18 protein-coding genes are annotated in these 19,203 nt (G+C 65.0%); 11 read left to right on the top strand and 7 right to left on the bottom strand.

All coding sequences use genetic code 11. The annotated features are described in order from the left end of the window. The first annotated feature begins 7 nt into the window (after positions 1 to 7). From DTA22_RS04000 to DTA22_RS03990, 3 genes are read left to right on the top strand one after another with little or no spacing between them, the layout of a single operon-like run. The gene (locus DTA22_RS04000; RefSeq protein WP_112298544.1) at positions 8 to 805 is read left to right on the top strand and encodes a TauD/TfdA dioxygenase family protein; all 798 of its coding nucleotides are present in this window, start codon (positions 8 to 10) and stop codon (positions 803 to 805) included. A gap of 29 nt (positions 806 to 834) precedes the next feature. Continuing rightward, on the top strand, positions 835 to 1,623 hold the full coding sequence (locus tag DTA22_RS03995) for an ABC transporter ATP-binding protein (protein WP_112298876.1): 789 nt from the start codon (positions 835 to 837) through the stop codon (positions 1,621 to 1,623). Between the two features lies 1 nt (position 1,624). Continuing rightward, a complete protein-coding gene (locus DTA22_RS03990; RefSeq protein ID WP_052032986.1) occupies positions 1,625 to 2,488 on the top strand; it encodes an ABC transporter permease in 864 nt (287 codons plus the stop codon). 181 nt (positions 2,489 to 2,669) lie between these two features. On the opposite strand, the gene DTA22_RS03985 is transcribed toward DTA22_RS03990, so the two are convergent. Genes DTA22_RS03985 through DTA22_RS03970 form a run of 4 tightly spaced genes read right to left on the bottom strand, consistent with a single transcriptional unit; the run spans position 2,670 to position 6,137 of the window. After that, positions 2,670 to 4,295 carry a 3-(methylthio)propionyl-CoA ligase gene (locus tag DTA22_RS03985; protein WP_037229682.1) on the bottom strand — a complete coding sequence of 542 codons (1,626 nt, stop codon included), beginning with the start codon at positions 4,293 to 4,295 and terminating at the stop codon, positions 2,670 to 2,672. Beyond that, entirely contained in the window at positions 4,280 to 4,687 is a 408-nt protein-coding gene (locus tag DTA22_RS03980) for a hypothetical protein (protein ID WP_052032987.1), read from the bottom strand. The genes DTA22_RS03985 and DTA22_RS03980 overlap by 16 nt, the downstream gene beginning before the upstream one ends. Then, positions 4,684 to 5,139: a hypothetical protein gene (locus DTA22_RS03975; protein ID WP_037229686.1), complete on the bottom strand. Its 456-nt coding sequence runs from the start codon at positions 5,137 to 5,139 to the stop codon at positions 4,684 to 4,686. The genes DTA22_RS03980 and DTA22_RS03975 overlap by 4 nt, the downstream gene beginning before the upstream one ends. Further along, complete coding sequence (locus DTA22_RS03970; protein WP_112298543.1) at positions 5,136 to 6,137, bottom strand: quinone oxidoreductase family protein; 1,002 nt, start codon at positions 6,135 to 6,137, stop codon at positions 5,136 to 5,138. The genes DTA22_RS03975 and DTA22_RS03970 overlap by 4 nt, the downstream gene beginning before the upstream one ends. Positions 6,138 to 6,244: 107 nt before the next feature. Here DTA22_RS03970 and DTA22_RS03965 point away from each other — a divergent pair, with 107 nt between their 5' ends. The 4 genes from DTA22_RS03965 to DTA22_RS36650 all read left to right on the top strand — a co-directional run bounded on the left by DTA22_RS03965 (position 6,245) and on the right by DTA22_RS36650 (position 9,442). Continuing rightward, positions 6,245 to 7,174: an amidohydrolase family protein gene (locus tag DTA22_RS03965; RefSeq protein ID WP_128638244.1), complete on the top strand. Its 930-nt coding sequence runs from the start codon at positions 6,245 to 6,247 to the stop codon at positions 7,172 to 7,174. Then, complete coding sequence (locus DTA22_RS03960; RefSeq protein WP_218027702.1) at positions 7,171 to 8,181, top strand: NADP-dependent oxidoreductase; 1,011 nt, start codon at positions 7,171 to 7,173, stop codon at positions 8,179 to 8,181. Before DTA22_RS03965 ends, DTA22_RS03960 begins: the two co-directional genes overlap by 4 nt. Before the next feature lie 289 nt (positions 8,182 to 8,470). Next, positions 8,471 to 8,704 carry a helix-turn-helix domain-containing protein gene (locus tag DTA22_RS36655; protein ID WP_052032989.1) on the top strand — a complete coding sequence of 78 codons (234 nt, stop codon included), beginning with the start codon at positions 8,471 to 8,473 and terminating at the stop codon, positions 8,702 to 8,704. A gap of 90 nt (positions 8,705 to 8,794) precedes the next feature. Next, positions 8,795 to 9,442, top strand: coding sequence for a LysR substrate-binding domain-containing protein (locus DTA22_RS36650; RefSeq protein WP_322789932.1), 648 nt, complete (start codon positions 8,795 to 8,797; stop codon positions 9,440 to 9,442). On the opposite strand, the gene DTA22_RS03950 is transcribed toward DTA22_RS36650, so the two are convergent. Then, positions 9,437 to 10,225 carry a GntR family transcriptional regulator gene (locus DTA22_RS03950; RefSeq protein ID WP_112298541.1) on the bottom strand — a complete coding sequence of 263 codons (789 nt, stop codon included), beginning with the start codon at positions 10,223 to 10,225 and terminating at the stop codon, positions 9,437 to 9,439. The genes DTA22_RS36650 and DTA22_RS03950 overlap by 6 nt on opposite strands. 190 nt (positions 10,226 to 10,415) lie before the next feature. Beyond that, on the bottom strand, positions 10,416 to 11,420 hold the full coding sequence (locus tag DTA22_RS03945) for an ABC transporter substrate-binding protein (protein ID WP_112298540.1): 1,005 nt from the start codon (positions 11,418 to 11,420) through the stop codon (positions 10,416 to 10,418). A 200-nt stretch (positions 11,421 to 11,620) separates the two neighbouring features. Between DTA22_RS03945 and DTA22_RS36645 the strand changes: the two genes are divergently transcribed. Then, a complete protein-coding gene (locus DTA22_RS36645; RefSeq protein ID WP_235214265.1) occupies positions 11,621 to 11,971 on the top strand; it encodes a recombinase family protein in 351 nt (116 codons plus the stop codon). A 457-nt stretch (positions 11,972 to 12,428) separates the two neighbouring features. Here the strand turns inward: DTA22_RS36645 and DTA22_RS03935 are convergent, their stop codons facing one another. Further along, a complete protein-coding gene (locus DTA22_RS03935) occupies positions 12,429 to 13,133 on the bottom strand; it encodes a GntR family transcriptional regulator (RefSeq protein ID WP_052032991.1) in 705 nt (234 codons plus the stop codon). Positions 13,134 to 13,246: 113 nt separating this feature from the next. On the opposite strand from DTA22_RS03935, the gene DTA22_RS03930 reads away from it, so the two are divergent. From DTA22_RS03930 to DTA22_RS03920, 3 genes are read left to right on the top strand one after another with little or no spacing between them, the layout of a single operon-like run. Next, on the top strand, positions 13,247 to 16,621 hold the full coding sequence (locus tag DTA22_RS03930) for a molybdopterin-dependent oxidoreductase (protein ID WP_037229696.1): 3,375 nt from the start codon (positions 13,247 to 13,249) through the stop codon (positions 16,619 to 16,621). Positions 16,622 to 16,642: 21 nt separating this feature from the next. Continuing rightward, entirely contained in the window at positions 16,643 to 17,581 is a 939-nt protein-coding gene (gene lhpI / locus DTA22_RS03925; protein WP_037229698.1) for a bifunctional Delta(1)-pyrroline-2-carboxylate/Delta(1)-piperideine-2-carboxylate reductase, read from the top strand. A gap of 28 nt (positions 17,582 to 17,609) precedes the next feature. Further along, positions 17,610 to 19,076: a short-chain fatty acid transporter gene (locus DTA22_RS03920; protein ID WP_167344023.1), complete on the top strand. Its 1,467-nt coding sequence runs from the start codon at positions 17,610 to 17,612 to the stop codon at positions 19,074 to 19,076. Positions 19,077 to 19,203: the final 127 nt, after the last annotated feature.

The raw sequence follows: 19,203 nt of genomic DNA, 5'->3' as shown, positions 1-19,203 counted from the left end.
ACCAGGGATGACCATTCACTTCAGCCCCTTGACCGGGGCCATCGGAGCCTCCGTCGAGGGCATCCGGATCGATGTGCCGCTCTCGCAGGATGTCTTCGAGCAGCTTCACGCGGCGTTCCTCGAGCGCACCTTGCTGGTCTTTCGCGGCCAGCACATAGACCCGGCGAGCCAGTTGCACTTCGCGAAACTCTGGGGGGACCCGGTGGTGACCGCAATGCTGAAGCCGCTCGACGGGCACCCCGAGATCGTCCAGATCAAGGACATCCCCAAGGCGACATCGTCGACGGAGGCGTGGCATTACGACGCGCCCTTCACGGCGGTCCCGCCCAAGATCTCGATCCTCTCCGCCGTGGTCGTCCCCGCCGGCGGCGACACGATGTGGTCGAACCAGTACCTTGCCTACGAGACCCTTTCTCCCGCAATGCAGGAGACCATCGACGGCCTCCGCGTCCGGTTCCGCGGCTCCAAGCTCGGCAAGATGCTCAACGTCGACGAGCAGGACATCCCGGAGGCCGTGCACCCGCTCGTGCGTACGCACCCCGAGTCTGGTCGCAAGGCCCTCTACGTCTCGCACCTGGAGAACCTGCTCCGCATCGAGGGCTGGACGCGCGAGGAGAGCGTGCCGCTCCTGAGGTACCTCTACGAGCACTCGATCACCCCCGACAACACCTACCGTCACGTCTGGACCCCCGGTGACGTGGTGATGTGGGACAACCGCTGCACCATGCACTACGCCGTGCACGACTATGGCGAGCAGGAGCGCGTCCTGAACCGCGTCACTCTGCATGGCGAGGTCCCGCAATGACTGGCGTTGACACCGGACAGGAGCTGTTCATGGACTTTCAGATTCGCTTCTCGGGGGTCTCCCACCGGTACGGCGCCAACAGCGAGGTGCGCGCCACCGATGACGTCGACCTCGACATCAAGCAGGGCGAGTTCGTGGCGCTCATCGGGCCCTCCGGCTGTGGCAAGACCACGCTGCTGAACATGGTGGCCGGTCTGGTCTGCCCGTCGGACGGCCAGGTCCTGCTGGACGGCCGCTCGATCGGAACGTCGGTGCCCGACGGGCTGGGCTACATGATGGCGCGCGACGCGCTGATGCCCTGGCGCACGGCTCAGAAGAACGTCGAGTTCTCCCTGGAGCCCCTCGGCCTTTCGCGCAGCGAACGTGCAGACCGGGCCGCTGCCGCCCTCGAGCAGGTGCGCCTGGCAGGTTTCGAGCACCACTACCCGAGCCAGCTGTCACAGGGCATGAAACAACGCGTCGCCATCGCTCGCACGTTGGTGGCCGAACCGAAGATCGTGCTCATGGACGAGCCGTTCGCGGCCCTGGACGCCCAGACGCGCGTGCTGCTCCACGAGCAGTTCCTCGAGCTGTGGGAGGCGACGAGGTCCACGGTCATCTTGGTGACGCACGACCTCAACGAAGCAATCCTGCTTGCTGACCGCGTCGTGATCATGAGCGCCCGCCCGGGTCGCATCAAGCGCGATATCCATGTGGATCTCCCGAGGCCTCGCGACATCGAGAGGCTCCAGGTCTCCACCGAGTACCAGGCCATTTACGGCCAGCTCTGGGACTCCCTCCGCGAGGAGTTCCAACTCGACGCAGCACGGAGGAGCTGACATGATCCGCACCGCAACACTCAGCGAGAACAAGCTCACCGCAACAACACTCAGCGAGAACAAGGGCAGCGCAACACTCACCGAGAACAAGTCGGGAACCGGTCGGATGAGTAGCATCCGCCTGCTGGGTGCTCGGCTCGTGTTCGGGGGCGCGCTCCTCGGCATCTGGGAGCTCGTCACCCGCAGCGGTTGGGTCGACCGGGACTTCCTGCCCGAGCCGACGGCCATCGCCTCCTGGCTGGGGGAGGCGCTGAGCGACGGCAGCATCTATCGCAATGCGATCGCTACAGGCATGGCGATGTTCCTGGCCTTCGTCATCGGTTCGGCGTCCGGCATCCTGGTGGGCGTCCTCTTCGGCCAGTTCCAGCGCGTTGCCGCTGTCGTCTCGCCGTTCATCTACTTCCTGAACGCCCTGCCACGCGTTGCCCTGGCACCGCTGCTGATCCTCTACCTCGGCATCTCCATCTGGTCGAAGGTGTCCCTGGGCGTGAGCATCGTGTTCTTCGTGCTTCTGCTCAACACCGTGGCGGGCCTGCGCTCGGTCGATCCCGACCATGTCAAGCTGGCGAAGTTGAACCGCTTCTCTGCACGCCAGGTGTTCTGGAAAGTCTCGTTGCCGACGGCGGTCCCGACGATCTTCGCCGGCCTGAAGCTGTCGGCGGTCTACTCTCTGCTCGGCGTCGTGGTCAGCGAGATGGTGGCGTCGACCAGCGGTCTCGGACAGCTGATCATCTACAACACCAACACGTTCAACATCGCCGGCGTCTACGGCACATTGTTCATCCTGGCCATGCTCGCTTTGATCCTGACGTCGTGCATGGACATCGCGGAGCGCAAACTCCTGTCGTGGCAGAGGTTCTCGTAGCCGAGCGCGTGGCTGGTCCACACCGGCCATCGGAGTGCTCGGCGTAGTGCTCCATCGAATCCGTCCCCTGTCGACAGAAGGGGGCGGATTCGTGTTTTCGGGGCGTGCTTGGCGGGTACGAAGAAGCCGGCCCGGTCCTCTCGGGACCGGGCCGGCTCATGCTGTCGTGATCGGGGAATCCTCAGACGACAGCGGCTGGTGCAGTGTCGAAGTGGCCGGCGAACCGATCGCGCAGGGCCTGCTTGAGGACCTTTCCGGTTGTGCCGAGAGGGAGGGAGTCGACGAAGACGACGTCGTCGGGCGTCCACCACTTGGCGATCTTGTCGGCGTACCACGCGATCAGCTCCTCGCGCGAGGGCGCAGCCCCGCCCCTGGGCACGACGACCAGGAGCGGTCGTTCGTCCCACTTGGGGTGACGGATCCCGATACAGGCTGCCTCGGCGACGTCCGGGTGCTCCATCGCGATGTTCTCCAGGTCGATGGAGCCGATCCACTCGCCGCCGGACTTGATGACGTCCTTCGAACGGTCAGTGATCTGCATGAACCCGTCGGGGTCGATGGAGGCGATGTCTCCGGTGGGGAACCAGCCGTCGATCAGGGGGCTCTCGTTGCGACCGAAGTACTCGTCGAGCACCCAGTGTCCGCGGGTCATCAGATGACCGGAGATCTGGCCGTCCCAGGGAAGTTCGACACCCTCGTCGTCGGTGATCTTGAGGTCGATGCCGAAGACGCAGCGGCCTTGCTTCGCCTTGATGTGTAGGCGATCCCCATCGGGCAGATCGAGCTGGTGTTTCTTCAGCACCGAGGCAGTGCCAAACGGGCTGGTCTCGGTCATACCCCAACCATGGATCACCTCGACGCCGGTCTCCTCCAGGTCCCGCAGCATCTGGGGTGGGCACGCGGCGCCGCCGACGATCGCGCGCAGGAGTGACCCCAGGCCTGAGCCGGCCTTCGCGCAGTGCTGGAGCAGCCCCTGCCACACGGTCGGGACGCCGGCGCATAGCGTGACGCCCTCGTTCTCGATGAGCTCGTGCAGGGAGGCGCCGTCGAGATCCGCACCGGGGAAGACCACCTTGGCGCCCACCATGCAGGCGCCGTACGGCATGCCCCAGGCGTTGACGTGGAACATCGGAACCACCGGCATGACCACGTCGCTGGCCGAGAGGCCGAGTGAGTCCGGGAGCGCGACCCCGAAGGTGTGCAGGACCGTGGAGCGGTGGCTGTAAAGCACGCCCTTGGGATCTCCCGTCGTGCCGCTGGTGTAGCACAGCGACGACGCGCTCAGCTCGTCGAAGGCCGGCCAGGTCCAGTCGCCGTCGTGCTGCGCCAGGAGGTCCTCGTAGCATCGCCAGTCCGGTACGTCGGGCATGTGCGCCCGGTCGGTCATCACCACGAACTCGCGCACCGACGTCAGCCGTGGCGCGATGGACTGTACGAGGTCGACGAACGTGAGGTCGAAGACGAGTACGTCGTCCTCGGCGTTCTCGATGATCCAAACGATCTGGTCTTCGTGGAGCCGTGGGTTGACCGTGTGTAGCACGGCGCCCGAGCCGGAGACGCCGAAGTAGAGCTCGAGGTGTCGGTGGCCGTTCCAGGCGAGCGTGGCAACGCGGTCTCCGTGCTGCAGGCCGAGGCCGTCGAGTGCCTGGGCCGTTTGCCGGGAACGCTGGGCCATGTCGCGGAAGGTGTACCGGTGGATGTCGCCCTCGATCCGGCGGGACACGATCTCCTGCCTGCCGTGGTGGCGTTCGGCGTGGACGAGCAGGGACGAGATCAGGAGCGGTTGCTGCATCATCTGGCCGAGCATGATGTTCCTTCCGGTTGGGGGGCTATGTCGATCACGGTGTGCGCCCGGGCGGCAATCTTGCGGAGCAGCTCGAGCGCCAGGTCGCCGGCCTCGGGGCCGCCGTCGACGTCGCCGCGGACGTGGAGCGGCCGCAGCTCTTCGATTTCGTTCAGGGCGTCGATCAGGTCGCGCTCCGCGAGGCTGTACTTCCGCAGCGTGTTCACGATCAGCATGGATGTGTGGACGATGTCCTCGGCCTCGTCGCTGACGCCACGTCGGTGGAGCACGAGGTTCGCCCAGTGGGTGCCGGCGAGCATGGCGGCCTCGATCTTCACTTCCCAGTCCGCGGGGCCGCACTTCGCGGCCGCGCGTCCGATCTGCTCTGCGAGCTGGCGGTGGCGTTCGGGGGTCATCGCCGTCGCCGCTCAGTGAGTGCCTCGAGAATGGAGGTGACCGAGGCCAGGCTGTTGACGCACTCGGTGACGATCTCCGCGGTCGGCTCGCGGTATCCGCGCAGGCACGGGTCCCGGTGCTGCTCCAGGGTGTGGAGGGCCGCCTCCATGTCGACGAGCTCTTGGGGCAACGGCCCGGGGATGGCCGGCCAGCCGACGTGGCTCACGTCGCCCGGACCCCGCAGCTCCCTGGCGTACGTCCCGTCCTCCTGGGGCACCACGTGGACGCCGGGAATGGTCGAGAACACGGTCTCCTCACGGGTGACGCCGGTGAGGTGCAGCGACGCGTTGTACGCCGTGGTCCCTGCCGTCAGGCTCGTCCAGTACCAGAGACCGAAGTCGTCGATCGGGTCCAGGCGCGTGAGCAGGTCGGTCATGCGCCGGAACTTGTCGAGGTGCGACGTGATCTTCATTTGCCCGCCTCCTCGTCGAGAAGGTCCTTGGCGACGACGATCACAATCTTCCCGACGTGCGCATCGGTGGCCATGTACTCGTGGGCGTCCGCGACGGCCTCCAGGGGGAAGGTGCGATCCACGGGCATCGACAGCTCTCCCTGCGCCAGCTTGGGAAGCAGATCGCGACCGCAGGCCTCGATGCAGGCGAAGTGCTCTTCCTCGGTGCGGGTTTGGAACGTCACGCCGATCAGGTGCAGGCGCTTGAACCACAGGGTCTCGAGGTCGAGGTGGGCCGAGCTCGAGCCGAGGCGGCCGATGTTGACCAGGCGACCCTTGACGGCCAGGCACGAGAGGTTCACCTCGAGGTCGGTGCCTCCGACCGAGTCGATGACGATGTCGACGCCTCGGCCGTCGGTCACCTGCCTGACGACCTCGGCCTGGTCGTCGCGGCCCACCACGATCACGTGGTCGGCACCGAGCTCCAGCAGGCGTTGGGCCTTGGCGGGGGAGCGGGTTGTGGCTATGACGGTGGCTCCTGCGAGCGACTTCGCGATCCGCATCGCGGCCAGGGCGATGCCGCTGGCGGCCGCGTTGACGAGCACGGTCTCGCCCTGTGCCAGGCGGCCGTTCGTGACCAGGGCGTCGTGCGCGGTGATGAAGACATTGGGGAAGGTGGCGGCGTCGATCCAGGGCAGCCCTTCCGGCATCCGCATCAGTGCGCGATCGGCGGCGACCACTAGCTCCGCCTGGCCTCCGGTGCCGTGGCCGAGGACCTTGTCGCCGGCCACCCACTGGTCCACCCCCTCACCGACGGCGTCCACGACCCCGACGAACTCGACCCCGATCCCGCGGGGCGCGCCGGACTGGGCCTTGGCGACCATCTTGAGCTCGCCGCGGTTGACGCCGCTGGCGAAGACGCGCACGAGCACTTCGCCGGGGCCGGGGATCGGATCCGGGACTGGTTCAACGCTGAGGCTTCCGCCGGATGGGCTGGGGACAATTCGCGCCGCAAGCATCTTCTCTCCTCTGGCTAAGGTTAGTGTCGACAATAACAGAATATCGGCGTAGGTTCCCAGGCGGCACCAACTGATCCCCACAGATCACTCAACTGAGGAGACTCGACATGAATGTCCCCCTTCAGGCCCGGATGTCCAGGCTCAACGGCCGCATCATCGACTTCCGGCTCCGCCCGCCGACGGGCCCGTACCGCAACTTCTTCACCCCCACGGTGGTCGGCTCGGTGAACCGGATCCTCGGCAACCCCGTGCCGCGCTCGTACACGATCAGCACCGACCCGTTCCCGCGCTCCGAGGAACGCGCCCTGGCCGCCATGGTCGACGAGATGGACAGTGCCGGGGTCCGCGTCGGTGTCGCCAACGGCCGCCACTCGGTCAACCGGCCCGTGCCCGTCCACATCGAGGACGCCGACCTAGGTGAGCTGTCGCAGCGCACCGGGGGCCGCATCCTCGGTCTCTCCGGCATCGACTTCGACAAGCCCACCGAGGAAATCATCGCCGGCCTCGACACCGCGATGAAGGAGCACGGTCTCGTCGGGGTGTGCATGGAGCCCGGTCTCGCACGTGAACCCATGTACGCCGACGACGAGCGCATCTTCCCGATCTACGAGAAGATCGACGAGCTCGGTGTGCCGCTGCTGTTCATGAGCGGCCCGCTGGCCGGACCCGACATCAGCCACACCGACCCGGTGCGATTCGACCGCGTCGCCCGCAGGCACCCGAGCATGCCGGTCGTGCTCGGCCACGGCTGCTTCCCATACGTCACCGAGACCATCGCGCTCGCATTCAAGAGCGAGGCAACGGGCGTCCACAACGTCTTCCTCTCGCCGGACGTCTACATGTTCGCGCCCGGTGGGGAGCACTACACAGACGCTCTCAACTGGCTCCCGAACCGGTTCATCTATGCCTCCGCGTACTCGTTCAACGGCATCGAGGAGTCGGTCACGGAGACACTCAAGCTCGACATCGACGACGACGCCCTGGATGCCTACATGCACCGCAACGCCGAGGCCCTCCTGCCGAAGTTGGGCTCATGATGTCGCGGGCCAACACGCGGGTCGTCATGCGCCGACACCCGAACGGGATGGTGACCGAGGCCGACTTCGCGATCGAGCACGGCACCGCACCCGAGCCGGCGGAGGGCCAGGCGCTCGTGCAGGTCAAGTACCTGTCGCTGGACCCGTACATGCGGCCGATGATGGACCCGGTGCGGTCGTACGTGCCGCACCTGAACCCAGGACAGCTGATGCCCGGTGCCACGATCGCCGAGGTCGTCGAGACCCGCGACCCCGGGCTGCCCGTGGGTACGACGGTCGCCTGCGCGCTGGGTTGGCAGGAGTACGGCCTAGTCTCCGCGGCCGACGTACGCATCGTCGACCCCCAGGCCGGCCCGATCTCCGCGGCGCTGAGCGTCCTCGGGATGCCCGGCGTGACCGCGCACTACGGCCTGCTCGAGCTCACGGAGCCGAAGGCGGGAGAGACGGTGGTCGTCACCGCGGCCTCCGGTGCCGTCGGTAGCGTCGTGGGTCAGCTGGCGAAGCTGAAGGGCGCTCGCGTCGTCGGCATCGCCGGAGGTCCCGAGAAGTGTGCCTACGTGGTCGGCGAGCTGGGCTTCGACTCCTGCATCGACTACAGGTCCGCGACCTTCGAGGAGCAGTTGGCCGAAGCGACGCCCGACTACGTCGACGTGCTCTTCGAGAACGTGGGCGGCCCGATCTTCGATGCCGTGCTCGGGCGGGTCAACGACCACGCGCGGGTCGCGCTGTGCGGGAACATCAGCCAGTACAACGCCGACGAGCCGTACGGCCTCAAGGGCGTCCGGCAGCTGTTGATGCATCGGGTCACCGTCCACGCGTTCGTCATCGCAGACCACCGGGGCTACTGGCCCCGGGCGCTCCCGGAGCTCTCCGGCTGGCTGGCCGACGGCTCGATCCGTTACCGCGAAGACGTCGCCTCCGGCCTGGTGGACGCCCCCAAGGCATTCATCGGGATGCTCACCGGCCTCAACTTCGGCAAACAGCTGGTCGAGGTCTCGGCCGACTGACGGTCCAATGCCGAGGCAGCGCCCATGGCCGTCCATGGTCAGCCGGGCGTTGCCTGGGCAACCGATCTCGCCTCCTCCGTCTCGAGGACAAGGAGGGGTGTAGATGTTCCTCTTCGAGCACCTCCTGCCGGATAAACCACCACCGAGTCGAACTCGATGTGGTCCTCGGCCGTATTCGGAGCCACCGATTTCCCTCAGGCCTCTAGCAATTCGCTATGGGTATCGACGTGTGTGAGGCGCGATCATGTCTGAAAGAGTGCGTCCGGTAATCGATCTCGAACCTCTCCGCATGCTCGTCTTGGTCGCCGATCTCGGCAGCATCTCGGCCGCTGCCCGCGCCGAACAGATCAGTCAGCCGTCGGCGAGCAGGCGAATCAAGGTATTGGAAGGGCAGCTGGGGCTGGAACTCATCGATCGCCGAAGCCATGGCGCCGAGCTGACCACGCACCGCCAGATGGTCACCGACTGGTCTCGCGGCGTCGTGGACTCCGCGGATACGTTGGTGATCGGAGCCAGGGCCTGACATCACGGGCTACCGACAACGTGAGTATCGCGGCGAGTCTGACTGTGGCGGAGTATCTCGTCCCGACCTGGCTGGCCGAGTTCCGTCGACGTGGAGATTGGCCGCGAGTGCAGCTGCGCGTTGCCAACTCGCAAGGTCTATCTCGCGGCACTGCGTGCGCGCGAGAGAGACCTGGGATTCATCGAATCACCCGACGTTCCCAGCGATCTGCGAAGCCTTCCGGTTGCTCACGATCGACTTGTGCTGGTTGTCTCACTGCACTCGAATACAGCGGTCAAGGTGGCGGTCGGCGCGGGTGAGTACGCCGCCGTGCTGAGCGAGTTGACCGTGCGGCAGGAACCGCGTGACGGACGGTTGATCGCGGTCCCGCCGGCCGGTCTCGACCTGACCCGATCGCTGCATGCCATTCGGCGAAGTGGCACCCGCATACGCGGCTCCCTCGGCGACTTCCTCACGCTGGCAGCGCACCATCCCCAGGCTCGGAACCGCCGTCGCCGTCGTCGGGGTCATCGGACAGGCCCAGGTCGCGATCTTCGCCGCCGCGCTCTTCGCTATGGGCACCGACGTACATATCGAGGAGATCTGCTTCAACTCCGGGGAGCGATCGTCCTCTCGCTCATCTCCGCCCTCGGCATTGCCGCGATATCCCTGGTCGGAGTCACTATCCTTATGTGTGGCCGGGCGGCTGGCTGCGCCCACCCGCTCCGTCACTCCCGCCCGAGCCCGTTGCCGCTATGAGGTAGTGGGCCCGCTGGCGACGGAGGCCCGGTGAGCCTCGAGGGCGCGCACCGACAAGTCGCGGATCTCCGTGATCCTTCCGGACGCGATCTCGATCACGCGATCGTCGTCACGGTCGGCGACGGCCTCGTGCAAGGCCTCCCAGGTCTCCACCATGTGGGGCGCGGCGCTGGGGTTCGCCGCGAGACCCAGGCGCACGTAGCGCAGCGTCCGCAGCGAGATGGACTTGAGCATGTCGACCAGGAGACGGTTGCTCGCGAGATCTGCGATGGCGTAGTTGAGCAGGAAGGTGGCAACGACGTAGTCATTGATCGACTGCTCAGAGGCAGCGCGCAGCGTGGGCACGTGGGCGGCGAACACCTTTTCGAGGTCGGCCGGTCGTTCGTCCATGAGATTTTTGAGGAGCACGGAGAACAGCGTGCTGCGGACGAAGAAGATGTCTCGCAACTCAGCCGCGTCCGGCTCGGTGACCAGGGCACCTCGACGTGGCTGGAACTCGATCAGACGATCGCGCTCCAGGATGCGAAGGGCCTCGCGGACCGGTGCCCGGCTGACGTTGAGCACGGCGCTGATGTCCTGCTCCAGCAGGCGTTGTCCGGCGTGAAGTAGGTCGAGGGTGATGACGCCCGCGAGCTTTGCCGCGATCTGCTCGGGCAGCGATGCCGCGACCGGGGCGGAGTTGCTGTTGCGGAGAACAGCTTGTTCCACTGCCAGCATCAGCGAGTCCTGGGGAAGCAGCAGAGGCGAGAGGTCGGGAGTGTCCGGGGTTTTTGGTCGACTCATGATGCTCCTGGCGTGATGGATGGTTCGGCAGATCGGACGGTGGGGACTCGGGTCGCTCCAGCGCTCAGGGGAACTTCGAGATGTCATCGTAATGCGCCCTCTCGCCGGACTGTGGCAGCCCGGGACACGCGCGATCCCCGGGCCGGTAGAACCGGCCCGGGGAAATCGCGCGCGACGGCGTTCGTGGTGGCTACCTCGGTTCGATCAGCGCGGTGGCCTCGTCGTACGAGACCTTCTCGGTCAGCAACTTGCCCTTCAGCAGGATCGCGACGAGCTCGTCGAATCCGCCCTGGTCGAAGCTAAGGCCGTACTCACCGATGAGGTTTCCCTCGCCGGGGTTGTAACGCTCGGCCGTTGCCTCGGCGTCGTCGGGACTGAGGCCGTACACCTGGGTGAGGAGCGCGTCGAAGTCCTCGATGTTCGACTCGGACTGCGCCCATGTGATCGCCTCCTCGGCCGCCCTGAGGTACTTCGCAACCTTCTCCTCCTGCGCCTCGGAGATGCCGCGTTTGGTCACGTAGGCGGCCTCGGGAAGGTTCTTCAGCGCGGGGATGTCCAGGGTCGAGATCACCGGATCGCCATCGCCGGCGACCTGTAGCTCCGCGGCGGTGACCGGGTTCGCCATCAGGAGGTCGACCTGGCCCGACTTGAGGGCACCGCGCGAGGTGGGCCCGACGCCGACGCTGAGGAAGTCGAGGTTGCCGGGCGCGACACCTGCTTCGTTGAACATGCCCTCCGCCATCACTTGGGCGTAGCTGGCCGTCGCCGAGATGCCGACGCGTCCCTCGGCCAGGGCCTGGAGGTTGTCGGGGTAGGACAGGCTCGTGGAGCTGTCGGCGAATCCCTTGCGACGTACGAGTTCGAAGCCGTAGCTGCGTACGGTGCCCGCGACGATCTGCACCTTCTCGGTCGCTGCCAGCACGTTGCTGGTCGGGGCCCACGTCACGTCGACGCTCTCGGAGAGCAGCAGGTTGACGAGGCCGGGACCGCTGTCGGTGTTGACGAACTGAACGTTCAGTCCGGCGTCCTCGAAGATCCCGCGCTCCTTGGCGATCATGTCTGGCAGGCTGGCCGCGCTGCCAGCGATGTAGCCGATGCGCAGCGTGTTGGAGCTGGCGCTGTCCCGGCCACCGCACGCGGTGAGCAATGACAGGCCGAGCGCGGCCACGGTGAGCAATGCGGTTCGAGATCTCACGGGTTTCTCTCTTTCGTCCGGTGCGGGCCAAGACTTCGATCACGAGGGGAATTCTCTCGACCATAAACCCAAATATTCTTGTCGACAAGAACCTTGACGGTCTCGTTTGTTCGGGGTCTACTAAGCAATCGCTTATTCGCACCTGCGCCGCCAGAAACAGCGGTCGCTCAGGTGCGGTCACCCACCCCGACGTTTCTGACATGTCGCTACCGGTTCTGGTGAGCACTCGGCTGGACCGGCTCGGTCGGTCGATGCTGCACATGATCTCGCTCGGCGCCGACCTGCGTGGGCGCGGCATCGGCCTGAAGGTGCTCGAGCAGGGGATCGACACTGCCACCGCCGAGGGCAGCGCCATGTTCGGGATGCTGTCGGTCCTGGCCGAGTTCCAGCGCGAGCTAAACGGCGCCAATACTCGCGACGGGTTCGCCGCCGCCCGGGCCCGCGGCCGCAAGGGTGGCCGACCCTCGAAGCTCAGCCCCGGCCAGATCGAACTCGCTCAACGCCGTACGACGCAGGCGATCACACCGTCGCGCAGATCGCCGACATGCTGAAAGTGCCGCGCACCAAGGTCTATGGGCATCTGAACAAGCGAAGGGTGGACATCGCACCGGTCACGCAGGAGATCACCGTAGTCGCGCCTACGTCTCGCACGTGCCCGACCTGCGGATACGAGCCGACCACTCGTGCACCAACGTGCCGACCTCGCGGTGACCTGGCTCCACGCCGATGCCGACCACCGCGGAACGGTCATCGGATGCTCTCGGCAAGGAGTACCACCTCAATGCACCGTGGTTCACTCCTGCGCGGTGGCTGACGGGCAACGGAGTCGACCTCTAGCGAGTGACACTGTGAAGCGGCTCGGCCGAAGCCGCGGTCAGTATTCTCTACGCGGTGGACAGCTAGAAGTGCTCGGGGACAAGACTCGTCGTCGCCGTATTTGCGGGGTTATTGTGCGCCGACGTTCAAGTTGACGCATGTCGCACGAGGGGGCAGGTCGGCTCGAGGGTTTCACACGGCGGGGGAGTGTCGACTTGAAGTGTCCTTCGTCGGGGGCTCGCCGGCGCCTGCCCAATCCGAACGTACGTGGCGGAGGTGCGCACGAATCAGCGTGTCCAGTCCACTCGTATTCTTGGCTCGGATAGCTGCAACAATTTCGTGGTGCTCGCTGGCAGAGTCGGCGAGCACTCCGCGTTCTGCCAGGTCATCCAGTCCGTACAGACGCGTTTGGTCGCGCAGTGCGGCGACGGTGGCGACGAGGCGTTTGTTCCCGCAGAGCGTGAGGAGGCTCAGGTGGAAGCGGCGGTCCGCGTCGAGGAAGGTGACGACTTCGCCATCGCGTGCCGCAGCTTCGATGTCGTGGGCGAGTGATTCGAGCTGAGCGATGTCGTCGACGGTGGCGTTCTCCGCCGCTTCGAGTGTTGCGGGGACCTCTAGGAGCATCCGCATCTGGTACACCTCGTCGAGGTCCTGGTCGCTCATGGGAACGACGCGGTAGCCGCGATTGCGCACCGGTTCCATCAGTCCCTGGTTGACCAGGGTGAGTAGAGCTTCGCGTACTGGGCTGCTCGACACGCCTAAACGTGTGGCCAGTGCTGCTGCCGAGTACATGTCACCCGGTCGGATCTCGCCGGATACCAGCGCCTGCCGAACGATTTCGAGTACTCGGTCGCGCAGTGTGGTGGATCTCAGCGGTCCGATTTCGGGGTCAGCCATTCGTCACCTCCTCTTCACGTTTTCCTTGACTTTACTGGTGTGACATAGCACTCTATTCCTACCACGCAGCCGGTAGGCGGTAACCGGTTACCGGTTGGAACGGAGGAGTAGCAGTGTCAGAGGTACGGGGTTACTGCACGTTGTGTCGTTCCCGGTGCGGGGCCGTCTACAAGATCGACGACGGCGCCATGACTGGCGTCCGACCGGACTCGGCTCACCCGACTGGCGCCGCGATGTGTCCCAAGGGGCGCGCGGCTCCAGAGATCGTGCACAACCCGCAGAGATTGACGCGGCCTCTGCGTCGCACCAGTCCGAAGTCCGACCCCAATCCACAGTGGGAGGAGATCGCTTGGGACGAGGCGATGAGTGAGATCGCGGCCAAACTGGGGCAGTTCCGCGACGAGAACGGACCCGAGTCCGTGGCCTTCGCCGTGACCTCACCCAGCGGAACTCCGATGTCCGATTCGATCGACTGGGTCGAGCGTTTCATCCGCCTCTTCGGCAGCCCCAACACCTGCTACTCGACGGAAATCTGCAACTGGCACAAAGATTGGGCTCACGCCTTCACTTTCGGTACCAGCCTGCCCACTGCCGACTGGGCAGCAACAGATCTTGCCATCCTGTGGGGCCACAACCCAGCCAAGTCATGGCTGGCGCAGTCCGCTGCCCTGGCCGACACCCGAAGCAAGGGCACGGCTGTAGCGGTGATCGACCCTCGCCGTTCGACGAGTGCGATGCAGGCTGATCACTGGCTGCGGGTCCTGCCCGGAACGGACGCGGCCCTGGCCCTGGGGATCGCCGGCCTTCTGATCGACCGCAATGGGCACGACGGTGCGTTTCTGCGCGCATGGAGTAATGGACCGCTGCTTGTCCGCACGGATACGGGGCGGTTCCTGCTCGCCGACGATTTGGCACCGGGCCTGGACGGCTATGTGGTGTGGGACGAGCAGGCAGGAAGGCCGGTGCCCTATGACACCCGCTTCGCCGCTGCTCACGCCGACCGGTTCGCTCTTTTCGGCAGACGCCCGATCTCGACGTTGGCCGGTGACGTCGAATGTGTTCCGGCGTTCGAGCGGTACGCCGCGGCATGTCGGTCATGGTCGCTCGAGCGCACCTGCGCCACTACCGGCGTAGACGAGAAGGCGCTCCTGTCGTTCGTCGACGCACTCGCCCAGGCGCAGTCGGTCGCCTATCACGCTTGGTCCGGTGTAGGTCAGCACACCAACGCGACACAAACCGAACGGGCGATCGCGAGCCTGTATGCGCTCACCGGAAGCTTCGACGCGCCAGGCGGGAATGTCATCTTGCCCAAGCATCCGGTCAACGCCGTAACCGGGGTCGATCAATGCGATCCCGGTCAGCGCGCGAAGGCGCTCGGACTCGATCAGCACCCGCTCGGCCCCCCGGCACAAGGATGGGTCTCCGGTCGCGAGTTGTGTAACGCCATCCTCACCGGTCGGCCGTACCCGCTGCGCGCGTTGGTGGGATTCGGCGCCAACCTCGTGGTCACGCAGCCCGATCCTCGTCGGACGGCTGCGGCACTGCAGAGCCTGGAGTTCTTCGTTCACGTGGACCTCTTCCTCAATCCCACCGCTCAATATGCCGACATCGTTCTGCCGGTGAACACCCCGTGGGAGCACGAAGCGGTCAAGGTCGGATGGGAAATCAGCGAACGCGCGCAGGAGCACATTCAGCTGCGTCCGCAGATGCTCGAACCCCTCGGCGAATCCCGATCCGATACCGAAGTGATCTTCGACCTCGCTCAACGACTGGGCATGGGCGACCAGTTCTTCGGTGGCGACATCGTCTCGGCGTGGAACTATCAGCTCGCCCCCCTCGGTCTCACCGTGGAAGAACTCCGCCGCCACCCTGGCGGGATCGATCTCCCATTACACACTCGATACCGCAAGTACGCCTCCCCGGACGCCGACGGCGGTGTGACAGGCTTCGCCACGCCTACGCGTCGCGCCGAGGTCTACTCGGAGCGTCTGGCCGAACACGGATACTGTCCAGTGCCCGAACATCCAGTGCAATCACAAGATTCCCGATATCCACTCATCATGACCTGCGCCAAGAACGGCTACTTCTGTCACAGTCAACACCGCGGAATCTCTTCACTGCGCAAGCGATCGCCGGACCCCACTGTCGACATCAGCGCGGAGTTGGCAGCTGGACGCGGAATCGAGGAGGGCCAATGGGTGGTCTTGTCCACCCGTAACTCAGAGGTCCGTATGCGCGCCCGCCTCGACTCGTCGCTGCACCCACGTGTCGTCGTCGCCGAGTACGGGTGGTGGCAAGAAGGCACGGATCTCGGCTTGCCAGGCTTCGACCCGGTCGCCACGCGAGGTAGTAACTACAACCTTCTTATCGACGACGAGCAGAACGACCCGATCAGCGGCTCGGTACCGATGCGTTCGGCCTGCTGCGACATCAGACCAGAACCCACTGAGACATGGACGGGAACCGTGCCCTTCGTCGTCACGGCAACACATACCGAAAGTAACGAGGTGCGCGCCCTGACGTTACAACCATCGGACGGGCGGCCTCTCCCAGACTTTCTACCGGGACAACACATCACGGTGTCACATCCGCTGATGGACGGTGAAGCCGCGTTGTCCCGAAGCTACTCATTGACCGGGCCGGCCACCGCCACCGACCGTAAGGCGTACACGCTCGCGATCCGGCACGTCGTTGGTGGGCAGTTTTCCGGGTTTATCCACCAGCAACTTCAGACCGGGACCACCGTCAACGTCTCTGCTCCATCCGGTCTGTTCGTCATCCCCACCGCGATCGCGCAACCAGTGGTACTGATCGCAGCGGGGATCGGCATCACCCCGTTCCTCAGCTATCTCGAGACCCTGGCCGGCTGCGCATTTGACCACTCACCGGAAGTGGTGCTGCACTATGGCAGCCGCAATCGAGATAGCCACGTCTTCGCGGATCGAATTCGTGCACTGCAGCAACGAATTCCAAATCTGCGAGTCATCAACCATTACAGTCGGCCCGACTCGGACGAAAGCGAAGGCACGCACTACGACGTCCGAGGCCGAGTTCGTGCCGAGCACATCGACGCTGATCTGATCCGTCGGAGAGCACGATTCTATTTCTGCGGACCCGAAGAGATGCTCCAAGATCTCATCGACGGTCTCGTCGACCGCGGAGTCCCCAAATTCGACATCTTCGCCGAAAAGTTTCACTCGGCACCCGCCGAGGTCACCATTTCCGATGACGCTCAGGCCACCATCCGATTCGCGCGATCCGGAAAAGAACTGACCTGGCGTAGATCCGACGGCACGCTACTTGAATTCGCCGAACGAGAGGGCGTCGCGCTCCCCAGCGGATGCCGCCTCGGCCAATGCGAGAGCTGCGCGATCAGCGTGCTCTCCGGCCAGGTCGCCCACTTGGTCAAGACGAACGACGACCTCGCCACCGACCAGTGCCTCACCTGCCAAGCAATGCCCTTATCCGACCTCACCCTCGATGCTTGACGACAATCAGGAGACTGCAACATGTTGACGATCAACGCCGAAGACACTGCGACCCTGCTGGCATTCGACGACCTCATACCTGCACTCCGTGAAGGGTTCATCCGCGGCGCCTCCACGCCGAATCGACACCATCACACCCTCGACGAAGCCACGGACGCATCCCTTCTGGTCATGCCGTCCTGGGACGAGAAATACCTCGGTGTGAAACTGGTCGACGTCTTCCCCAGTAACACGGAGTCTGGTCGCCCCGCCTTATCGTCCGCCTTCATCCTCGCCAGTTCCACCACCGGAGAGCATCTGGCCGTGATCGATGGCAACGAACTGACACGCCGACGCACGGTCGCCACATCCGCCTTGGCCGCCTCATACCTCGCACGCCGAAGCAGCACTACCCACCTGATCGTCGGTGCCGGCCACGTCGGAAGTCTCGCGGCCGAGGCTTACCTCAGCGTATTCGACATCCAGACGGTGCTCATTTACGACCAATTCGCCCCGAACGCTGAGCGCCTCGTAGGTAACCTGCGCCAGAAAGGTATACACGCCAACACAGTCAACAACCTCGCATCCGCGGTGGCCGGCGCCGACATCATCACCTGCGCCACCCTCGCCACCGAACCGATCATCCGAGGACAGTGGCTCCAGCCAGGGGCCCACCTCGACCTCATCGGTAGCTTCCGCCCCAACATGCGCGAATCCGACGACCAGTGCATCATCCGCAGCAACGTGTACGTCGACACCCCTGTCGCACTCGAGGAATCCGGCGACCTCACCCAACCGATCGCCGCTGGAATCCTCGACGCCGAAGTCAATCCCGGCACCCTTTCGCAGCTGTGCCGGGACGAAGTACACGGCCGTCAGGACAACAACCAGATCACCTTGTTCAAGGCTGTCGGCAGCGGCCTGGCAGACCTCACATCCGCCGCATTCGTCTACGACGCGGCACTGCATCCCGTCTCCTGAACTCGACCCACCGTCAACGGAGCCCCACATGAGCAAAATCATGGCTGACGAGTCCATTCCACTTGCATCACAGACCAATACAGAGGAACCACAGCTAGGTCTTCTGGCGCGCTTCGCTACTCGCTCGTCGAATTTTTCGGAGCGTTGGTTCCCCAGCACACTTGTGTTCGCCCTGCTGACGGTGACTGCCGTTGCGATAGCCGCGATGGGTATCGGAGCCACCCCTGCCGTCGTCGCAAGGACCTTCGGCAACGGATTTTGGGACCTCATCCCCTTCACCATGCAAATGGCGATGGTTGCCATCGGCGGCTACGTCGTCGCGACCTCGGGGCCGGTGGCCCGATTCACCACCCGTATCGCGCTGATCCCCAAGACCGGGCGTGGAGCCATCGTCATGGTGGCCTTCGTCAGCCTGGTCTCGGCGCTCTTCAACTGGGGATTCAGCCTGATCTTCAGCGCTCTGCTGGTCCGGCGACTTGCCGAGCGCGCAGGCCTGAGAATGGACTACCGCGCCGCCGGTGCAGCGGCCTATCTGGGACTAGGCGGCAGTTGGGCGCTCGGACTGAGTTCATCGGCCGCCCAGCTTCAGGCAAACCCCGCCAGCATCCCACCCACTCTCCTCCCCATCACAGGTGTCATCTCCTTCCGAGAGACCATCTTCTCCTGGCAATCACTGCTGCTCGCGGCGATCATCATCGCTGTATGCATGATTGTCGCGCATCGCTCGGCTCCCCGCGGATCAGTCGTCCGCACCGCGAGTGACCTGGGAATCGATCCCCACGACCCGATCGAGGACCACCAGCCCCGCAGCCGCCCGGGCGAGTGGCTCGAGTACAGTCCGCTGCTGACCCTGGTCGTGGTCGCCCTGACCGCGGGTTGGGCGATCCAAGAGTTCGCAGCGAAAGATCCGATCGTCGCAATCTCCGGGCTCAACACCTACAACCTGCTCTTCCTCACCCTCGGAATGCTCCTGCACTGGCGCCCACGGCTGTTCGTCGCTGCGGTAGCCAAGGCCGTGCCGGCCACAGCCGGTGTACTGATCCAGTTTCCGTTCTACGCCGCCATCGCCGCGATCATGACCAAAGCAGCAGACAGCGACGGCAACACGGTCTCGCACTATTTGGCATCCGCCTTCACCAGCGTCGGCTCACCGGTCCTATTTCCCGCACTGCTCGGCATCTACTCGGTCGTCCTGGGGTTCCTCGTCCCATCCGGCGGGGGCAAGTGGATCATCGAAGCACCCTACGTCATGCAGGCGGCGAACGATCTACACGTCAACCTCGGCTGGACTGTGCAGATCTACAACGCCGCAGAGGTCCTCCCCAACCTCGTCAATCCCTTCTGGATGCTCCCGCTGCTCGGAGTGCTAGGACTCAAAGCGCGCGACATCGTCGGTTTCACCTTCCTCTATCTGCTTGCCCTCGCCCCAGTCATTCTCGGGCTTCTGACCCTCCTGTCGTTGACGCTTCCCTATCATCCGCCGATCCAGCCATGAGCCGTCGTGCCCGGGATCTCGCGCTTCGGGTCTCTGAGTTCCCGGGCAACGGCGTCTCCTGCACTGTTGCGGGGACAACCTCATGCGCCTCGCCCATGCCTTCCCGCGCGGAGCGGGGTTGGTGTTC

Source organism: Rhodococcus wratislaviensis (assembly GCF_900455735.1).
Lineage (GTDB): Bacteria > Actinomycetota > Actinomycetes > Mycobacteriales > Mycobacteriaceae > Rhodococcus_F > Rhodococcus_F wratislaviensis.
Note: the sequence above shows the minus strand (reverse complement) of the source record. Positions and strands in the feature narration are given on the sequence as shown.

Coding starts and splice junctions, on each gene's coding strand:
- DTA22_RS03960 (WP_218027702.1), top strand. CDS start 7,171: ATGATGTCGCGGGCCAACACGCGGGTCGTCATGCGCCGACACCCGAAC.
- DTA22_RS36645 (WP_235214265.1), top strand. CDS start 11,621: ATGTCGCTACCGGTTCTGGTGAGCACTCGGCTGGACCGGCTCGGTCGG.
- DTA22_RS03980 (WP_052032987.1), bottom strand. CDS start 4,687: ATGACCCCCGAACGCCACCGCCAGCTCGCAGAGCAGATCGGACGCGCG.
- DTA22_RS03995 (WP_112298876.1), top strand. CDS start 835: ATGGACTTTCAGATTCGCTTCTCGGGGGTCTCCCACCGGTACGGCGCC.
- DTA22_RS36655 (WP_052032989.1), top strand. CDS start 8,471: ATGCTCGTCTTGGTCGCCGATCTCGGCAGCATCTCGGCCGCTGCCCGC.
- DTA22_RS03985 (WP_037229682.1), bottom strand. CDS start 4,295: ATGCTCGGCCAGATGATGCAGCAACCGCTCCTGATCTCGTCCCTGCTC.
- DTA22_RS03965 (WP_128638244.1), top strand. CDS start 6,245: ATGAATGTCCCCCTTCAGGCCCGGATGTCCAGGCTCAACGGCCGCATC.
- DTA22_RS03920 (WP_167344023.1), top strand. CDS start 17,610: ATGAGCAAAATCATGGCTGACGAGTCCATTCCACTTGCATCACAGACC.
- lhpI (WP_037229698.1), top strand. CDS start 16,643: ATGTTGACGATCAACGCCGAAGACACTGCGACCCTGCTGGCATTCGAC.
- DTA22_RS03970 (WP_112298543.1), bottom strand. CDS start 6,137: ATGCTTGCGGCGCGAATTGTCCCCAGCCCATCCGGCGGAAGCCTCAGC.
- DTA22_RS04000 (WP_112298544.1), top strand. CDS start 8: ATGACCATTCACTTCAGCCCCTTGACCGGGGCCATCGGAGCCTCCGTC.
- DTA22_RS03950 (WP_112298541.1), bottom strand. CDS start 10,225: ATGAGTCGACCAAAAACCCCGGACACTCCCGACCTCTCGCCTCTGCTG.
- DTA22_RS03935 (WP_052032991.1), bottom strand. CDS start 13,133: ATGGCTGACCCCGAAATCGGACCGCTGAGATCCACCACACTGCGCGAC.
- DTA22_RS03990 (WP_052032986.1), top strand. CDS start 1,625: ATGATCCGCACCGCAACACTCAGCGAGAACAAGCTCACCGCAACAACA.
- DTA22_RS03975 (WP_037229686.1), bottom strand. CDS start 5,139: ATGAAGATCACGTCGCACCTCGACAAGTTCCGGCGCATGACCGACCTG.